Here is a 15,993-nt window from a genome sequence, read left to right as displayed (position 1 = left end):
TAATTTATGAATCAAAATGTAATATCGATTGTTTTAGGAGGTGGCAGAGGAACAAGATTGTTTCCACTTACTTATTCAAGATCAAAGCCGGCTGTTCCTATCGCAGGGAAATACAGATTGGTAGATATTCCGATTTCAAACTGTCTGAATTCGGGGATGAACAAGATTCTTGTCTTAACCCAGTTTAATTCAGCATCGCTCAACTCACACATTAAAAATTCTTTTCATTTTGATATCTTCAGCAAAGGTTTTGTAGATATTCTGGCTGCTGAACAGAATGTGGAAAACGAAAACTGGTATCAGGGAACTGCAGATGCAGTAAGACAGTCTATGAAGCACCTTGAGAAATATGATTACGAATATATTCTCATTTTGTCAGGAGATCAGCTTTATCAGATGGATTTTCAGGAAATGCTTGATTTTCATATTGAAAAAGGTGGTGACGTAACCATTGCTACGATTCCGGTAAATGCGAAAGATGCTACAGGCTTTGGAATTCTGAGTTCTGATGATGACGGAAACATCACTTCTTTCGTTGAAAAACCAAGCTACGATATGCTCAATGGTTTACAGTCTGAAGTTTCTGAAGACAATAAAAGTAAAGGGAAAGAATATCTGGCCTCAATGGGTATTTATATTTTCACCAAATCGATGCTTAAAAAAATGTTCGAAGACGGTGCAGGAGATGATTTCGGAAAAGATATTATCCCGAACGCCATAGGAAAGTATACGACATTAAGCTATCAGTACGAAGGTTACTGGACAGATATCGGAACCATCGAATCTTTCTACGAGGCCAATTTAGATTTGTGTCAGGATTTCCCTCAGTTCAATCTTTTTTCCAGTTCGCCAATTTTTACAAGAGCGAGAATGCTTCCACCGTCAAAAATAAATGGTTCTTACGTAAGCAAAGCCGTTTTTGGTGACGGATGTATCATTATGGCAGATAAAATAGAGAATTCCCTTATCGGGAACCGTACGAGAATCGATAAAGGAAGTACGATCGTAAATTCTTATGTAATGGGTTCAGATTTTTATCAGAATACAGCAGAAATCGTAGAAAATGATAAAAACGGTTACCCAAATATGGGAATCGGAAAGTATTGCTACATCGAAAGAACTATTATTGATAAAAACTGTTACATCGGTGACAATGTAAGGATTATCGGTGGAAGACATATTCCTGATGGAGACTACGGCACACACTCAGTTCAGGACGGAATTGTAGTGGTAAAAAAAGGAGCTGTGCTTCATTCCGGAACGCACATTGGGTAGGAGGATGAGTAATTGGTAATGAGTTATGAGTGATTTAGAAATTTAATTTTTGAATTGCTATGGATCTCTCAACATCCATCACCCAAAGACAAAAAAACAGAGTGATCAACATATTGGTCACTCTTTTTAATTATCCTATTTTTGCGAAATGCGTTTACTGAAATTTTTAGCACTTATAGTTTTGTTTTTGCTGGGAGCCTACACTGCTTCCATGTACTTTTTTGTGGATGAAGACAAAGATTTTACCATCGAAAGGCAGATAGATTATCCTTTAGAAAAGGTATATTCTCAATTTGAAAACTTTCAGAGTTTTACCCGGTGGAATAATTATTTTTCGAGTTCAAAAACCATTAAAATCGATTATTATTCGCCGTATGAAGGTGAGGGAAGTTCCATCAGTTACAAAGATCCGGTGAAAGAGAATGATGGTGAAATGTTTATTCGGTTTGCGAGTAAAGATAAGGGTTTAAGGTATCAGCTTTTTGAAGATGACAATGAAAATCCGACTGTCATTGAAGTTAAATTTAAAAAAGTTTCAGAGAATAAAACACAGATAAAATGGGTGGTTCATACTCCCAAACTTCCCGTGTGGACGCGTGTACAAAACTTCTGGACCGAAGACCGCTTTACTGAGAACATCAATAAAAGCATGGTGAATCTTAAAAATGTTTTAGGCAACAAAGTGGAAAAAGACAATCAGCTTGCCGCCATAAAATATGACAGCATCATGGTTGAAAAAGAAGACAGCCAGATGCTTTTAGGGATCAATGTGAGTGCTTCCAACAAAAAAGATGCACTGTACAGAAATTTACTGATGAACTACAATAAAGTTTACAATTTTGTGACGATTGATTTGGGTAAAAAAGACGACGAGTTTGGTTACCCGATGATGATTGCCGACCCTGATAATTTTAAAGACAAAGAAATTTCGTATTACATCGGGATACCATTGAGCAAAAAAGAAGGCGTGAGTGACAATAATTTCAGCTTCCGTACCGTAAATGCAGCAGAAAAATACATCATCTACTACAGAGGAAGTTTTGAAGGCTCTGTAAAGGCTGTTCAGCAGCTGATGCAGAAGGCTAAAAAAGACGAATTCAGATATGGTGACGTTTCTCATACATTCATTGAACCTCCGATTGAGAATCAGAACATCAATGTGAAGATTTCATTGACAGTTTTTAAATAAAATGTCAAAAATCATATTCTTCTTTTCATTTTTTAATGTTTTTCTAACATTTTACCTCACTTTTTTTTGTTAAATTTGAAGATTAATTCGAAAAATAAATTTTAATAACAGATATACTGTACTAATGGACAGATTTTCATTCCTAAACGCAGCTCATTCTCAGTTAATTGAGGATTTATACCAACAATACCTGAAATTCCCGGACTCTTTAGAACCATCATGGAAAGCCTTTTTTCAAGGCTTTGATTTTGCATTGGAGAACTATTCTGACGAGGAAGATATCCGCGAAATTAAAAACTCAGGAAATTCTTCTCCTGCGGTTCAGCAAATCTCACAGGCAGCTTCAAACGGTGAAGTTCCGGAGCACATCAAGAAAGAATTTAAGGTGGTAAATCTTATCGAGGCGTACAGAACGAGAGGTCATCTTTTCACAAAAACCAATCCTGTACGTGAAAGAAGACATCACTCTCCGACTTTGGATATCGAAAATTTCGGTCTTGAAAAGTCAGATTTAAATACAAAATTCAACTGTGCCGTTGAAACAGGAATGAAAGGTCCTGCATCGCTACAGGAAATCATCACACACCTTGAAAACATCTACTGTGATTCTATCGGAATCGAGTACATGCACATCAATAATGTGAAAGAAAAAGATTTTATCAAGCAGTGGATTCAGGTAAACGAAAATCATCCTGTTCTGAATGCCAACGAAAAAACTGAGATTTTACTTAAATTAAATCAGGCTGTTGCATTCGAAAATTATCTTCACACAAAATTCGTAGGACAAAAAAGATTCTCACTGGAAGGTGGTGAAACTTTAATTCCTGCTTTGGATCAGCTGATCTCAAGATCTTCGCAGTTGGGAGTTGATGAGGTTGTTTTGGGTATGGCTCACAGAGGAAGACTGAATGTTTTAACGAACATTTTCGGCAAATCTTACAAGCAGATTTTCTCTGAATTTGAAGGAAAGGAGTTTGAAGAAGATGTATTTTCCGGTGACGTGAAGTATCACTTAGGTTCTTCTAAAAAAATTAAAACTGCGTCTGGAGAAGAAGTTTCAATCAATTTAACTCCAAACCCGTCTCACCTTGAGACTGTTGCTGCTTTGGTGGAAGGTATCTGCCGTGCAAAAGTGGATGACAAGTACAAGGATTATTCTAAAATTTTACCAATCATCATTCACGGTGATGGTGCTCTTGCAGGTCAGGGTATTGCTTACGAAGTTGCCCAGATGATGACTTTGGAAGGTTACAGAACGGGTGGTACAGTTCATATTGTTGTGAATAATCAGGTTTCGTTTACTACCAATTACATGGATGCGAGATCTTCTACTTACTGTACAGATATTGCTAAAGTAACAGAATCTCCTGTGATGCACGTGAATGCAGATGATGCAGAAGCGGTGGTTCACGCGATTCATTTTGCTGCTGATTTCAGAGCTAAATTTGGTAAAGACGTTTATATCGATTTATTAGGATATAGAAAATATGGTCATAACGAAGGGGATGAGCCAAGATTCACACAACCTAATTTATACAAGAAAATTTCAAAGCATCCAAACCCTAGAGAAATCTATAAAGATCTTTTACTGAAGGAAAATGTGGTTTCTAATGATTTGATTGCTAAAATGGAAGCAGATTTCAAAGAACTTTTAGATAAAGATTTTGATGCGTCCAAAGAGATCGAGAAAAACGTAATGGATATTTTCATGGCGGATGACTGGACTAAATTCCCAATCGGAAAAAGAGGTGCTGTTCAGGAAGCTGTTGATACAAAATATGATTTAGAAAAACTGAAAGAATTGGCAATCAAAATGTCAACACTTCCGGCTGATAAAAAGTTTTTAAATAAAATTACAAGACTCTTCGAAAACAGAATCAAAGCGATCGAAGGAAACAATCTTGACTGGGCGCTTGCAGAGTGGCTGGCCTATGCTACACTTTTGGTAGAAGGTCACAACATCAGAATTTCCGGTGAAGATGTGGAAAGAGGAACATTCTCTCACAGACACGCTGTAGTAAAAACTGAAGATAATGAAGAAGAATACATTCCTTTAAAAGAAGTTTCAGAGAGCAGATTTGATGTATTCAACTCTCACCTTTCTGAGTACGGAGTTTTAGGATTTGATTATGGTTATGCAATGGCATCTCCAAATACTTTAACAATCTGGGAAGCACAGTTTGGTGACTTCGTAAACGGAGCTCAGATTATTGTTGACCAGTATCTGGCTGCAGCAGAAGAGAAATGGAAAATTCAGGACGGTTTGGTGATGTTACTGCCTCACGGTTCGGAAGGTCAGGGTGCAGAGCACTCTTCAGCAAGACTTGAGAGATTCTTGACACTTTGTGCCAACGAAAATATGGTTGTGGCGAATATTACTTCTCCTGCAAACTATTTCCACTTGTTAAGAAGACAGTTGAAATGGTCATTCAGAAAACCATTAATTGTAATGAGTCCAAAATCATTGTTAAGACATCCAAAAGTGGTTTCTCCGCTTGAAGATTTCTCAAACAAAGGATTCCAGCCTATTCTTGATGATCCAACTGCTGATCCGGCAAAAATCGAAAAATTAGTTCTTTGTTCAGGTAAATTATACTTCGAATTATTGGCTAAAAAAGAAGAATTGAATTGCGAAAATGTTGCTTTGGTAAGATTTGAGCAGTTATATCCGCTTCAGACTGATGCAATTGAAGCTGTATTTGCAAAATATTCAAACAGAACTTCATTGGTGTGGGCACAGGAAGAACCAGAAAACATGGGTGCGTGGTCTTACATCCTGAGAAATTTCAGAGATACAGGAATTCAGGTAGTTTCTCCGGTACAGAGTGGTGCTCCGGCTCCGGGAAGTCACAAAATGTTTGAGAAAAACCAAAATGCTGTAATCAACAGGGTTTTCGACAGAGATGATGCTCCGGTTAAAAGACCTGTTACAGCTTAATTAAATTAATATCAATTAAAAAAATAAAAAATACGATATGTCAATTTTAGAAATGAAAGTTCCTTCACCGGGAGAATCAATTACAGAAGTTGAAATTGCAACTTGGCTTGTAAAAGATGGTGATTATGTAGAAAAAGATCAACCAATCGCTGAAGTAGATTCAGACAAGGCAACATTAGAATTACCTGCAGAAGAGAGCGGTGTGATTACTTTAAAAGCTGAGGAAGGTGATGTAGTACAGGTTGGTCAGGTTGTTTGTTTAATTGATAGAGATGCTGCAAAACCTGTGGGTGATGCTGCTCCTGCTGCCGAAGCACCAAAACAGGAAGAAGCGCCTAAAGCTGCTGAACCTGCTAAGACTGAAGCTCCAAAACAGGAAGCTCCAAAAGCATCTCCTGCTGCACAGTCTTACGCTACGGGTTCGCCATCTCCGGCTGCAAAGAAAATTCTTGACGAAAAAGGAATTGAAGCTGCTCAGGTTTCAGGATCTGGCAGAGACGGAAGAATCTCTAAATCTGATGCTGAATTAGCTGCTAAACCTGCAATGGGGGGAAGCTCTGTAACGGCTACAGGTGCAAGATCTACTACAACGACCAAACTTTCAGTTCTAAGAAGAAAAATCGCTCAGAGACTGGTTTCTGTAAAGAACGAAACTGCGATGTTGACTACTTTTAACGAAGTTGATATGTCTGAAATTTTCAGATTAAGAAAACAATATAAAGAAGAATTCGGGCAGAAGCACGGAGTAGGACTTGGTTTCATGTCTTTCTTCACGAAAGCGGTTACAAGAGCATTACAGATGTATCCTGACGTGAATGCGTCAATCGACGGAGATTTTAAAGTAAACTATGATTTCTGCGATATTTCAATCGCTGTTTCAGGTCCTAAAGGTTTGATGGTTCCTGTTTTGAGAAATGCAGAGAATATGTCTTTCGCGAACGTTGAAGGAAACATCAAAGATTTGGCAATCAAAGTAAGAGACGGTAAAATCACTGTTGACGAAATGACTGGCGGTACTTTCACCATTACAAACGGCGGTACTTTCGGATCAATGTTGTCTACACCAATTATCAACCCACCTCAGTCTGCTATCCTTGGAATGCACAATATCATCCAGAGACCGGTTGCGGTTGACGGACAGGTAGTAATCAGACCAATGATGTATGTTGCGATGTCTTACGATCACAGAATTATCGACGGTAAAGAGTCTGTAGGCTTCCTTGTTGCGGTAAAAGAAGGGATCGACAATCCGGTAGAAATTCTGTTGGGTGGAGACGAAAGAAAAGGTCTTGGGCTTTAATTAAATCAAATTTAAATAAATCTACAGAACCCCGTCTTCAAAAAAGGCGGGGTTTTTGTATCTTAAAAATCAAATTACTACGATGTTTTCTAAAATTACTTCCAACATAAAAGTTTCCGTCGTCCCCGAATACGATAGCAAAAACTCGTATCCGTCTGAAAACAGATACGTTTTTAAGTACAACATCGTGATTGAGAACAGCAGCGATTTTCCGGTGAAAATCATGAAAAGAAAATGGCTGATATTTGATGTAGGATTTGGTTTTACTGAGGTGGTGGGTGATGGGGTCATTGGTCTCACTCCGGAGCTGCAGTCAGGCGAAACATTCACTTATTTTTCAAATGTTATGCTCAGATCAGGAGTCGGAAATATGAGTGGCAAATACCTGGTTAGAAACCTTGATACAGAAGAGAATTTTGAAATTGATATTCCGAAATTTAATCTTTTGTCTGAAATTCTGAAGAATTAGCGGTTTACAGCTTTTTAATTTTAGCTTTCATTACATCGGCAATTTCATCATTGCTTGTAATGAAAAGCTTCTCAAACGCCAGAAGAGATATTTTCGCACAAACTTCCGCGTCATCGCCGGCTCTGTGATGATTAAAACTTAAATTGTGATGCTCTGCCAAATGTTTCAGGCCATATCTCGGAAGATAATTCCATGATTTTTTAGCGATCTGTATGCTGCAAAGGTAGTTCAGATTTGGGGCAAAAATTCCGTAATGATTGAGGCATCCGCGAAGAACTCCGGCATCGAAAGCTGCATTATGAGCAATCATCAGCGTTCCGTACATCAGATCATTCATCTCATACCAGATTTCATCAAACGTAGGAGCATCTTTTACATCTTCAGGATAAATTCCATGTACATCGATATTTCTAGGGCTGAAATAAGGGTAACTCGGCGGTTTTATCAGCCACGTTTTTGTTTCAACAACCTCAGAATTCTGAACAACACAGATTCCAACCTCACAGGCTGAACTTCGGTCAAAGGTTGCTGTTTCAAAATCTATCGCACAAAAATCCATTCTTTTATTAAGGGTTTAAGGTTTAAAGTTTACAAAATTACGATTCCAGTTTGTAATTTTTGTATAACACACTTCACGCTCAAATCTCAAATCTCAAATCTCAAATTGTCTGGTCATCGTATCAACTTTTTTAAGAAGTGTCGGGATTCTGTAATTTCCGTGCATGTTTCTTATTAAATTTAAAGCGTCTTCCACCTCAATTCCTACACTTGAAATATATAACGGAGTTTTACTTTTGCCTCTGTATAATTCTGATTTGAGTTTTCCAACCGTTGCAAAATTGGTTTTAGCAACTCCGATAACAGGAATTTCTCTGTTTAAGCTGTCAAATAAATGTTTACCTAAACCCGGTTTATATTCATCATCTAAAAACACAAAACCGTCGATAATGATACAGGAAATATCATTAATCTGTGTTTTAATTTGATCTAAAAGACTCAGAATACAGGGCAATTCTCTTTTGTAAAATGCACCTGGAATGTATTCAGAAATACCGGATTTGATCTCAGAAAATTCGAAATCTGGAGCACTTGCATCCCATTTTTCAAACGCTAAACAAATCGTATTGGCTCTATTTTCATCAAAGTAAAAGGTATCGAAAACGAGATTCATTATTTTAAAAAATGTTTAAAAATTAACCATTTTGTCTGAAAATAATTTTCCTTCTGAAATTTCTGCCGCCGTTTCAGGGTTCCCGGAATCTGAGTATAAAAGCCATAATGACCTCTTGCAACAGCCCAAAAATGAGGAAATCCGTTTTTTATTCCAAAATAAAATGATGCAACTCCATCCAGCAACATTCTCAAAAATAAAATCACTATCAGTTTTGGAAAAGGTAAATTTTTAAGCATCATCGAAAGGTTATTTCTGATATTTAAAAATGTTTTTTGAGCACTTTGTTTATTTAAGGTTCCTCCTCCAACGTGATAAACGTGAGATTTTCCGGTATAATAAATCTTCTTTCCAGTATTAATCAATCTCCAGCACAAATCAATTTCTTCCTGGTGGGCGAAGAATCTTTCATCAAAACCTTTCTGTTCCCAAAAATCTTCAGAGCGTATAAAAAGACAGCATCCTGAAGCCCAGAAAATCTCAGTTTCGTCGTTGTACTGACCCAGATCTTTTTCCACATCATCGAAGATTCTGCCTCTGCAGTAAGGATAGCCCAGATTGTCGATTAAACCACCTGCAGCACCGGCAAATTCAAAGTATTCACGATTGTTGTAAGACAGAATTTTTGGCTGAATCGCGGCAATTGAGGGATTGGTTTCAAATAAATTTAAAACCGGAAGAATCCAGTTTTCGGTAACTTCCACATCAGAGTTTAGAATACAGTAAATTTCAGCATCAACCTGCTTTAATCCTTCATTATAACCACCAGCGAAGCCATAATTTTTATCGTTAATAATAATCTTTACTGATGGGAAATACTTTTGTAAAATCTCTACAGATTCGTCAGTTGAAGCGTTGTCGATGACGTAGATTTCAGCATCATCTGAATATTTAAGAACTGACGGCAAAAATTTTTCAAGCCAGCTTTTTCCGTTCCAGTTGAGAATAATTACTGCAATTTTCGACTTCATACATTGGTTTTTACAGCATCAAAATTTTTTATAGCGGACTGATATTTCCATTTTCTGTGGGACCAGAGATAATTGTCTGGGTATTTATTGATGGTATTTTCCAGATGTTTATGGAACTTTCTCACTACTTCATTTTCCACAAATCTTTCTCCGTCAGGATAAATTCTGTAGTAATTTACCTGATAATATCCGCGTTTTACTTTCTTCATTTCGCAGTAGATCACTGCCATATCCAGACGTGTAGCCAGTTTATCATAACCAATGAAAGCTGGCGTTCTTTGGTTCAGAAATTCCAATCCATAATTCACATGAGCAACATGCGGCGTCTGATCTGCAACAAAAAGAAATATAGAATCGCCATCGTTTGGTGTTCTGAAGATTTTCATGATCACTTCTTTGGCTTCAATGGCTTCGTTTCCGAAATTGTTTCTCACTTTTTTCATCTCATTCTCCCAGAAGTTGCTGTTTACTTTTCTGTATACAGGATGGGTATGACTTTGAGGTGTTAAACTTGCCAGAGCGTTCATCCATTCCCAGTTGAAAACGTGTCCTGCCATCAGAATTACATTCTTACCTTCGGCTTTGGTATCGTGAAAATGGTGTTGATTGATATGCTGCATTCTCACTCTTGCTTCAGTTTCAGACATCGTGAAAGATTTCACTGTCTCGGCAAGATAATCGAAGAAATTACGGTAAAATTTCTTTCTGATTGCCGCGATTTCCTGCATGCTTTTTTGAGGGAAAGATTTCACAAGGTTTTCTGTGATTACCTTTTTTCTGTAGCCAATAAAATAATGGTTGATGAAGAAAAACAAATCTGAAAAAACATATAGTACTTTCAGTGGAAGTCTTGAGATGAGATAGAGTATTTTAATGAGAATATTCATAGCGTACACAAATATAATGATTATAAAAATCACGGCGTTATATTTGCTGAAAGTAAACTGAAAAATATGGATTTTCGGCGTTTGAAATGCAGTTTACTGCTGATATTTAATCTGAATTTTTATGGTACCTGCTGAATTTTGTTTTGAAAAATTCATCAGATTCGATGTTAAATAAATTAAAATATTAACATAAATATTTAACTTAGCTGATATTTTTTAATTTAATGTAAATGAAAAGAAGTGTAAATATAATTGGGGCGCTAGTTTTTCTTTTGGCAGGAAATCTTGTTTTTGCCCAAAAGGAAGTTAAGGTAGAAACCCGTGAGAGTGATAAATCATTACTGGTAAAAACCGATCATAAAGGATTGGATGAGGAAGCGAAGAAGAAAGCTGCTGCTGAGGAAAAAGCAAAACTTCCCAAACCTTATTATGCTAAAGCAAATGCTGAAAAAGATATTCAGGCATTGATTGAGAAGGCTAAAAAAGAAAATAAGAATATCATGATTCAGGCTGGTGGGAACTGGTGTATTTGGTGCCTTAGATTCAATCAGTACGTTCAGACTACACCAGAGTTGAAGAAACTGGTTGATGAAAATTATCTTTACTATCACCTGAACTGGTCTCCGGAGAATAAAAATGAAAAGGTTTTTGCACAGTATGGCAATCCGGGAGAGAATTTTGGTTATCCTGTTTTTATTGTTTTAGACAAGAACGGGAAACAGATTCATACGCAGGACAGTGCAGTTTTAGAAGAAGGGAAGGGTTACAGTTTAAAAAAAGTCACGGATTTTTTCAACAGCTGGAAACCTAAATCATAAACGCAAAACCGGAATACATTTCCGGTTTTTTATTTGTACTCAATTTAATGTTTTATTTTCACCATCTCATTAAACTGAATGATCTAAATAACCGTTATCCACAAAAAAACCACCTCTTTCGAAGTGGTTTTGTATATTTGAGAAAATCTCTTTGAGCTTATGCTTCTTCTGAAGAAGGAGTTTCTTCAACTTTAGCTTTAGGAGCAGCTGGTTTAGGAGCTTCTACCGGAGCGTCTGATACGATATCAAATTCGAAGTTGTATTCAACGTTTCTGTGTAGTCTGATGTTAGCAGTTACTTTACCAGTTCTCTTGATTGTGTTACCAGGAATCTTGATGTATTTCTTGTCTACCTGTACACCTGCTTTAGCAAGGGCGGCAGCAAGATCTGCATTGTTGATAGATCCGAATAATTTGTCACCAGAACCTACTTTTGCAGGGATTGTAACAGAAGTTTTCTTCAACTGATCTACAACACCGTTTGCAGTAGCGATCAATTTAGCTTCTTCTTCTTTTCTAGATTCCAAAGTAGCTTCCAAAGCAGCTTTGTTTTTAGGCGTAGCCAAAAGAGCGATACCCTGAGGTAAAAGGAAGTTTCTTGCGTAACCTGGTTTTACATTTACTGTATCGAATTCAAGACCTAAGTTTTCTACGTCTTTTTTAAGGATAATTTCCATTGTTGTTGTCCGTTTTAGAGTTTAGAGCAGAACTTTATGTTCCATATTTCTCTATACTTCGTTAGAATTTATAAATTAATTCAGCAACAAAAGCCAAAAGCACGGGGCTGATGGCTAATTGCAATTTTTTTGTCTTATTTTAATAAGTCAGCTACGTAAGGTAGTAAAGATAAGTGTCTTGCTCTTTTGATAGCAGAAGAAACTTTTCTCTGGTATTTCAAAGAAGTACCTGTATATCTTCTTGGTAAGATTTTACCTTGTTCGTTTACGAACTGTAATAAGAAATCAGCATCTTTGTAATCAACGTGCTTAATTCCGAATTTTTTGAATCTACAGTACTTTTTATCAGTTTTAGTATTGATATCAAGTGGTGTAAGGAATTTTACTTCAGATTCTCCACCAGCTGAGGCTTGTTTAGCCATATCGTCTATTGCCATGTCTTGTCTTTTTTAAATAATTGGGTTAATGATTAAGCTTTAGCTGCTTTTACTTTTGCTCTTCTTGTAACAGCGTACTCTACAGCGTGCTTGTCTAATTTAGTAGTAAGGTAACGGATTACTCTCTCGTCACGCTTAAATGCCAATTCAAGATCAGCTACTACAGAACCTTCACCTTTAAATTCGATTAAAGTGTAGAATCCGTTTTTCTTCAGTTGAATCGGATAAGCTAATTTTTTTAATCCCCAATTTTCTCTAGTGACAATTTCACAGTTCTTTTCTTTCAAAAGATCTACATACTTGTTCACTGCTTCCTCCACCTGAGACTCAGATAGAACGGGAGTTAAAATGAAAACAGTTTCGTAATTGTTCATAATGTTAAATGAATTTGTTAATTATTTCGAGGTGCAAAAATATAAATTATTTATCAGTTAGGCAAATATTATCCTTTCAATTGCAGTTTTTTGTATTTTCGTGATTATTAAAACTAAAACTAATGAAAATTTTATTACTCTTCAGTTTAACTCTTTCACCAACATTCACTTTTGCACAGGAAAAAATCATCAAAAAAAACGGGAATGAGATCGGAGTCAAGATCATTGAGATTGCAAAATGGAAAGTGTCCTACAAAAAGAGCGATAATCCTGATGGCCCCGTGCATTCGATTGATAAATCAGATATCTATAAAATTGTCTACAGCAATGATAAATCCGATGTTTTAGGTAAATTTTCAAATGCCGATGAAGCGAAAGCTTTGATTGTATCTAAAATTAATGAATTCGGAATTGACCGTTACAATAATTTTCAAAAACTAAAGGCTGAGTTTGATGGCAACAATTTAAAAATAAACTCAGTAAACAAAAAAGGAAAAACAGTTGATGAAGGAGATTTCTGGGATTTTGAAAACGTGATAAAATTCCATGAACTTTCTCCGCGAAAAGATGTCTTTTATTTAAATATTGTAACCAAAAAATTTAAAAAATCTTCTTCAGAAGTAGATAAACTCGTTATTAAATTCACAGACTGGCAGGCCGCGGAAGATGTATTGGTTGCTATGAAAGATCTGCAGATTATTCTAAAAAAAGATTAATCCTGCTTTTTATCTTCGCTTCTTATTTCATGCAGGAAATTCATTTTCAAAACATCATATAAAGAATGTCTGCTTACCAAAATTGAGAACAGGGAAGAAATCATTCCCGCAAGCATCAAGTGGAAAATCAAAGAATGTCTGTCGGTCATTTCCAGAACAATAATAGCAGAGGTAAACGGAGCTCTTGTAATTCCTGTAAGAAAAGCAACCATTCCGGCAAGAATGACAACGTTGGTTTCATTTGGAGTTAAATGAATAACACCAGAAATCACGGATCCGATACTTGCACCAGCTGTTAAAGCCGGAGCAAAAATTCCGCCTGCGCCACCCGAGGTGAAAGAAAGGGCAGGACCCAGCATTCTCAGGATGGGAACGTACCAGTCTTCGTGTTTATCTTTTGTGAAAAGTACGCGTTCCATGATTTCTTTACCCGAACCTAAAATCTCACGGCTGATGAAAAATGAGATGCAGGCAATCAGTAAAGCACAGCCAACAAGAAATAACACATTAGCTCTGTCGGTTTTGAGTTTTCTTTTTTTCCAGTCACTCATTTTCAGCATGATGACAGAAAGCTGACTTGCCAGAATTCCTGCAGTTCCAGCCACTAAAATGATCGGAAACATCACCATCAATGAAACATCACCGGTTTTGGGATACCCTAAATATAAATAAGAACCCGCCAAAGTCTGCGCTGTTAAACCTGCTATAATAACAGCCGTAAAAAGAGCAGTTTTAAAGTAATTAATATGTGTTTTTGAAAGTTCCTCAACAGCAAATACAATTCCGCCGAGAGGTGTATTAAAAGCCGCTGCCAGTCCGGCTGCAGCTCCGGTCATGATCATGTTTTTCTTGGAAATTTTCGGCCACCATTCCGGAAGATATTCGTTTACTTTCCTGAAGACAGACCCTGAAATCTGAATTGTCGGACCTTCACGCCCTACAGCACCACCTCCAATCACCAAAACGACAGATGAGATAATTTTAAATACAATAATTTTCAGACTTAAAAGACTTCGTATTTTTTTATGCTCTTTCGGATTCGCCAGTTCTACAGCGGCCATCACCTGCGGAATTCCACTTCCTTTGGCATTGGGAGCAAATTCTTTTACCAGCCACCACGAAAGCACAAAACCAACCGGAGCGATGAGGAAAATCATCCAGTCGTGCCAGTTGAGAATAAAATGCAGCAGATTTTCACCCCACGCAAATATTTTCGCATACATCACGGCAAAAAAACCTGTAATCACCGAGCCTATCCAAAACGGAATTGCCTGAAGAAGATTATTTTTCAGTTGTTCGTTTCGGATGTTGTCAAAGGATTTTTTGAGGCTTCTGCGGAGATAAATGAAAATTTTACGCATACTTCAAATTTATGTCAAAAATTATGAAAAAGAAAATCTACTTCTTAAATTTTTAGTAAAATTTAAATCATTATGAAGTTTAATCCAGCTTTTTATTTATGTTTGTTTTCTATTTTAAAATTTTATTTAAATGTCTGAAATCAATAAGAAGATTTTTGGAATTTTGCAAAAAACATCTGCAACCACTATACTGGTTCCCATGGTTTTTATATTCTCGCATTTATTCTTCTTACAGCGTTCTATACTATTTGATGATCTTTCTTTTCAGGATTATAAGTTTCTTCTTATAGCAAACATTTCTTTGGTTTTTACGACTGTTCTGATTACCGACAATAAAATTGTCAGAATTATTTATGTAATATTTTTAATTTTTCTTATAATATTTTTGATCGTCTTAACTTTCTTTGTATTGTGGCTGAAAGGAATGGCTAAAGCTTTTAACAATGGTTAATAAAATTTGGAACAGTATATTAACATTTTTCACTTTTGGACTGATTATAGGAATGATTTATAATGAGATTTCTTATAATCGTATTTCAAAATTCGATTATGATCTAAGTTTAAATCAAAGTGATAATATTATAATTGCAAAACTTGAGAATCGATTTTATATTAAAGAAGATTCTGTATCTATTTCAGATATACAACATAATGAATCGATTAAAAAAGAATTTGTTCCTGAAAAATTGTATTTGCTATGGTTTAATTATGTAGATGATAAATTTTATGAATTTAATGGTTATCTACCTTCAGAGGTTCTTCTACAAAACATAAGTGAAGATAATAATATTGAAATAAAATTTGGAAAACATAATATGTTTCAGCTTATTATGAATGAAAAAATTATACAAAATTTCAAAGCTAAAGAAGTGTTAAAACCATGGTTTAATAATTATTTCACCAGAGAAAAAATGGTGTTTTTTGCCCGTAGTGATAAGAAAATAATTCCTTATTTAAATTTGAAAAGTGATTCCGAATTTTCCGGTCTTTCGTCTGAACCGGTATCTTTCTATAATTTTTCCCGACGTAAAAATGATTATGCTGATTCACTAGTGAATGGAAATCTTTTAAACAAAAGTAAACTTTTGGAAGCAAATCTGATGGATGAATTAAATCTTACATTACACAAAAAGAATATAGCGAAAAAAGAAACAGTAGATTATGCTTATGATCGAATTTTAGAAATGAGAATCAATCTTGATCCGGATCAGTTATATGAAATCTTAAAATCAAGCAAAAAAAATAAATTTGATATGGTAATTGATATTGATAAAAATGATAGTCTAAAAAGTATTTATCTGATTGATGAGAATAAACGATTCAAACTAAATACGGAGATAAAGTATGACTTAAATTCACAAATAAAATCAGAATAATAAAAAAAACCTCCGGAAAAATTCTGAAGGTTTTG

General features: G+C 35.9%; 17 protein-coding genes. 9 read left to right on the top strand and 8 right to left on the bottom strand.

Going from position 1 to position 15,993, the window contains the following annotated elements:
• Positions 1–6: 6 nt before the first annotated feature.
• The 5 genes from IC610_RS05375 (at position 7) to apaG (ending at position 7,171) form a co-directional block, all read left to right on the top strand.
• A complete protein-coding gene (locus IC610_RS05375; RefSeq protein ID WP_056080636.1) occupies positions 7–1,275 on the top strand; it encodes a glucose-1-phosphate adenylyltransferase in 1,269 nt (422 codons plus the stop codon).
• Positions 1,276–1,423: 148 nt separating this feature from the next.
• Positions 1,424–2,464 carry an SRPBCC family protein gene (locus IC610_RS05370; protein WP_191735555.1) on the top strand — a complete coding sequence of 347 codons (1,041 nt, stop codon included), beginning with the start codon at positions 1,424–1,426 and terminating at the stop codon, positions 2,462–2,464.
• A gap of 124 nt (positions 2,465–2,588) precedes the next feature.
• The gene (locus IC610_RS05365) at positions 2,589–5,402 is read left to right on the top strand and encodes a 2-oxoglutarate dehydrogenase E1 component (RefSeq protein WP_191735554.1); all 2,814 of its coding nucleotides are present in this window, start codon (positions 2,589–2,591) and stop codon (positions 5,400–5,402) included.
• A gap of 37 nt (positions 5,403–5,439) precedes the next feature.
• Positions 5,440–6,702: a 2-oxoglutarate dehydrogenase complex dihydrolipoyllysine-residue succinyltransferase gene (gene odhB, locus IC610_RS05360; protein ID WP_191735553.1), complete on the top strand. Its 1,263-nt coding sequence runs from the start codon at positions 5,440–5,442 to the stop codon at positions 6,700–6,702.
• An 82-nt stretch (positions 6,703–6,784) separates the two neighbouring features.
• Entirely contained in the window at positions 6,785–7,171 is a 387-nt protein-coding gene (gene apaG / locus IC610_RS05355) for a Co2+/Mg2+ efflux protein ApaG (RefSeq protein WP_056080626.1), read from the top strand.
• A gap of 4 nt (positions 7,172–7,175) precedes the next feature.
• Here the strand turns inward: apaG and IC610_RS05350 are convergent, their stop codons facing one another.
• The 4 genes from IC610_RS05350 to IC610_RS05335 all read right to left on the bottom strand — a co-directional run bounded on the left by IC610_RS05350 (position 7,176) and on the right by IC610_RS05335 (position 10,200).
• Positions 7,176–7,730 carry a 3'-5' exonuclease gene (locus IC610_RS05350; RefSeq protein ID WP_191735552.1) on the bottom strand — a complete coding sequence of 185 codons (555 nt, stop codon included), beginning with the start codon at positions 7,728–7,730 and terminating at the stop codon, positions 7,176–7,178.
• A gap of 93 nt (positions 7,731–7,823) precedes the next feature.
• Positions 7,824–8,342 carry an endonuclease V gene (locus tag IC610_RS05345; RefSeq protein ID WP_191735551.1) on the bottom strand — a complete coding sequence of 173 codons (519 nt, stop codon included), beginning with the start codon at positions 8,340–8,342 and terminating at the stop codon, positions 7,824–7,826.
• A complete protein-coding gene (locus tag IC610_RS05340) occupies positions 8,342–9,313 on the bottom strand; it encodes a glycosyltransferase family 2 protein (protein ID WP_191735550.1) in 972 nt (323 codons plus the stop codon). The genes IC610_RS05345 and IC610_RS05340 overlap by 1 nt, the downstream gene beginning before the upstream one ends.
• Positions 9,310–10,200: a lysophospholipid acyltransferase family protein gene (locus IC610_RS05335; RefSeq protein WP_191735549.1), complete on the bottom strand. Its 891-nt coding sequence runs from the start codon at positions 10,198–10,200 to the stop codon at positions 9,310–9,312. The genes IC610_RS05340 and IC610_RS05335 overlap by 4 nt, the downstream gene beginning before the upstream one ends.
• Before the next feature lie 230 nt (positions 10,201–10,430).
• Here IC610_RS05335 and IC610_RS05330 point away from each other — a divergent pair, with 230 nt between their 5' ends.
• The gene (locus IC610_RS05330) at positions 10,431–11,018 is read left to right on the top strand and encodes a thioredoxin family protein (RefSeq protein WP_191735548.1); all 588 of its coding nucleotides are present in this window, start codon (positions 10,431–10,433) and stop codon (positions 11,016–11,018) included.
• A gap of 157 nt (positions 11,019–11,175) precedes the next feature.
• Here IC610_RS05330 and rplI read toward each other — a convergent pair whose 3' ends face one another.
• From rplI to rpsF, 3 genes are all read right to left on the bottom strand, one after another.
• A complete protein-coding gene (rplI, locus tag IC610_RS05325) occupies positions 11,176–11,694 on the bottom strand; it encodes a 50S ribosomal protein L9 (RefSeq protein WP_191735547.1) in 519 nt (172 codons plus the stop codon).
• 134 nt (positions 11,695–11,828) lie between these two features.
• Positions 11,829–12,131, bottom strand: coding sequence for a 30S ribosomal protein S18 (gene rpsR, locus IC610_RS05320; protein ID WP_056031600.1), 303 nt, complete (start codon positions 12,129–12,131; stop codon positions 11,829–11,831).
• A gap of 32 nt (positions 12,132–12,163) precedes the next feature.
• Positions 12,164–12,505, bottom strand: coding sequence for a 30S ribosomal protein S6 (gene rpsF, locus IC610_RS05315; RefSeq protein WP_056080605.1), 342 nt, complete (start codon positions 12,503–12,505; stop codon positions 12,164–12,166).
• A gap of 122 nt (positions 12,506–12,627) precedes the next feature.
• Here rpsF and IC610_RS05310 point away from each other — a divergent pair, with 122 nt between their 5' ends.
• Entirely contained in the window at positions 12,628–13,221 is a 594-nt protein-coding gene (locus tag IC610_RS05310; RefSeq protein WP_191735546.1) for a hypothetical protein, read from the top strand.
• Here IC610_RS05310 and IC610_RS05305 read toward each other — a convergent pair.
• Positions 13,218–14,582 (bottom strand): chloride channel protein, encoded by a 1,365-nt coding sequence (locus IC610_RS05305; protein WP_191735545.1) that lies wholly within the window; start codon positions 14,580–14,582, stop codon positions 13,218–13,220. The two genes, IC610_RS05310 and IC610_RS05305, sit on opposite strands and share 4 nt — an antisense overlap.
• A 130-nt stretch (positions 14,583–14,712) precedes the next feature.
• On the opposite strand from IC610_RS05305, the gene IC610_RS05300 reads away from it, so the two are divergent.
• The gene (locus tag IC610_RS05300; RefSeq protein WP_056080597.1) at positions 14,713–15,033 is read left to right on the top strand and encodes a hypothetical protein; all 321 of its coding nucleotides are present in this window, start codon (positions 14,713–14,715) and stop codon (positions 15,031–15,033) included.
• Positions 15,026–15,958, top strand: a complete 933-nt coding sequence (locus IC610_RS05295) for a hypothetical protein (protein WP_191735544.1) — start codon at positions 15,026–15,028, stop codon at positions 15,956–15,958. Before IC610_RS05300 ends, IC610_RS05295 begins: the two co-directional genes overlap by 8 nt.
• The last annotated feature ends 35 nt before the right edge of the window (positions 15,959–15,993 follow it).

The sequence above is a fragment of the Chryseobacterium caseinilyticum genome, assembly GCF_014837145.1.
Taxonomy (GTDB): domain Bacteria; phylum Bacteroidota; class Bacteroidia; order Flavobacteriales; family Weeksellaceae; genus Chryseobacterium; species Chryseobacterium caseinilyticum.
Note: the sequence above shows the minus strand (reverse complement) of the source record. Positions and strands in the feature narration are given on the sequence as shown.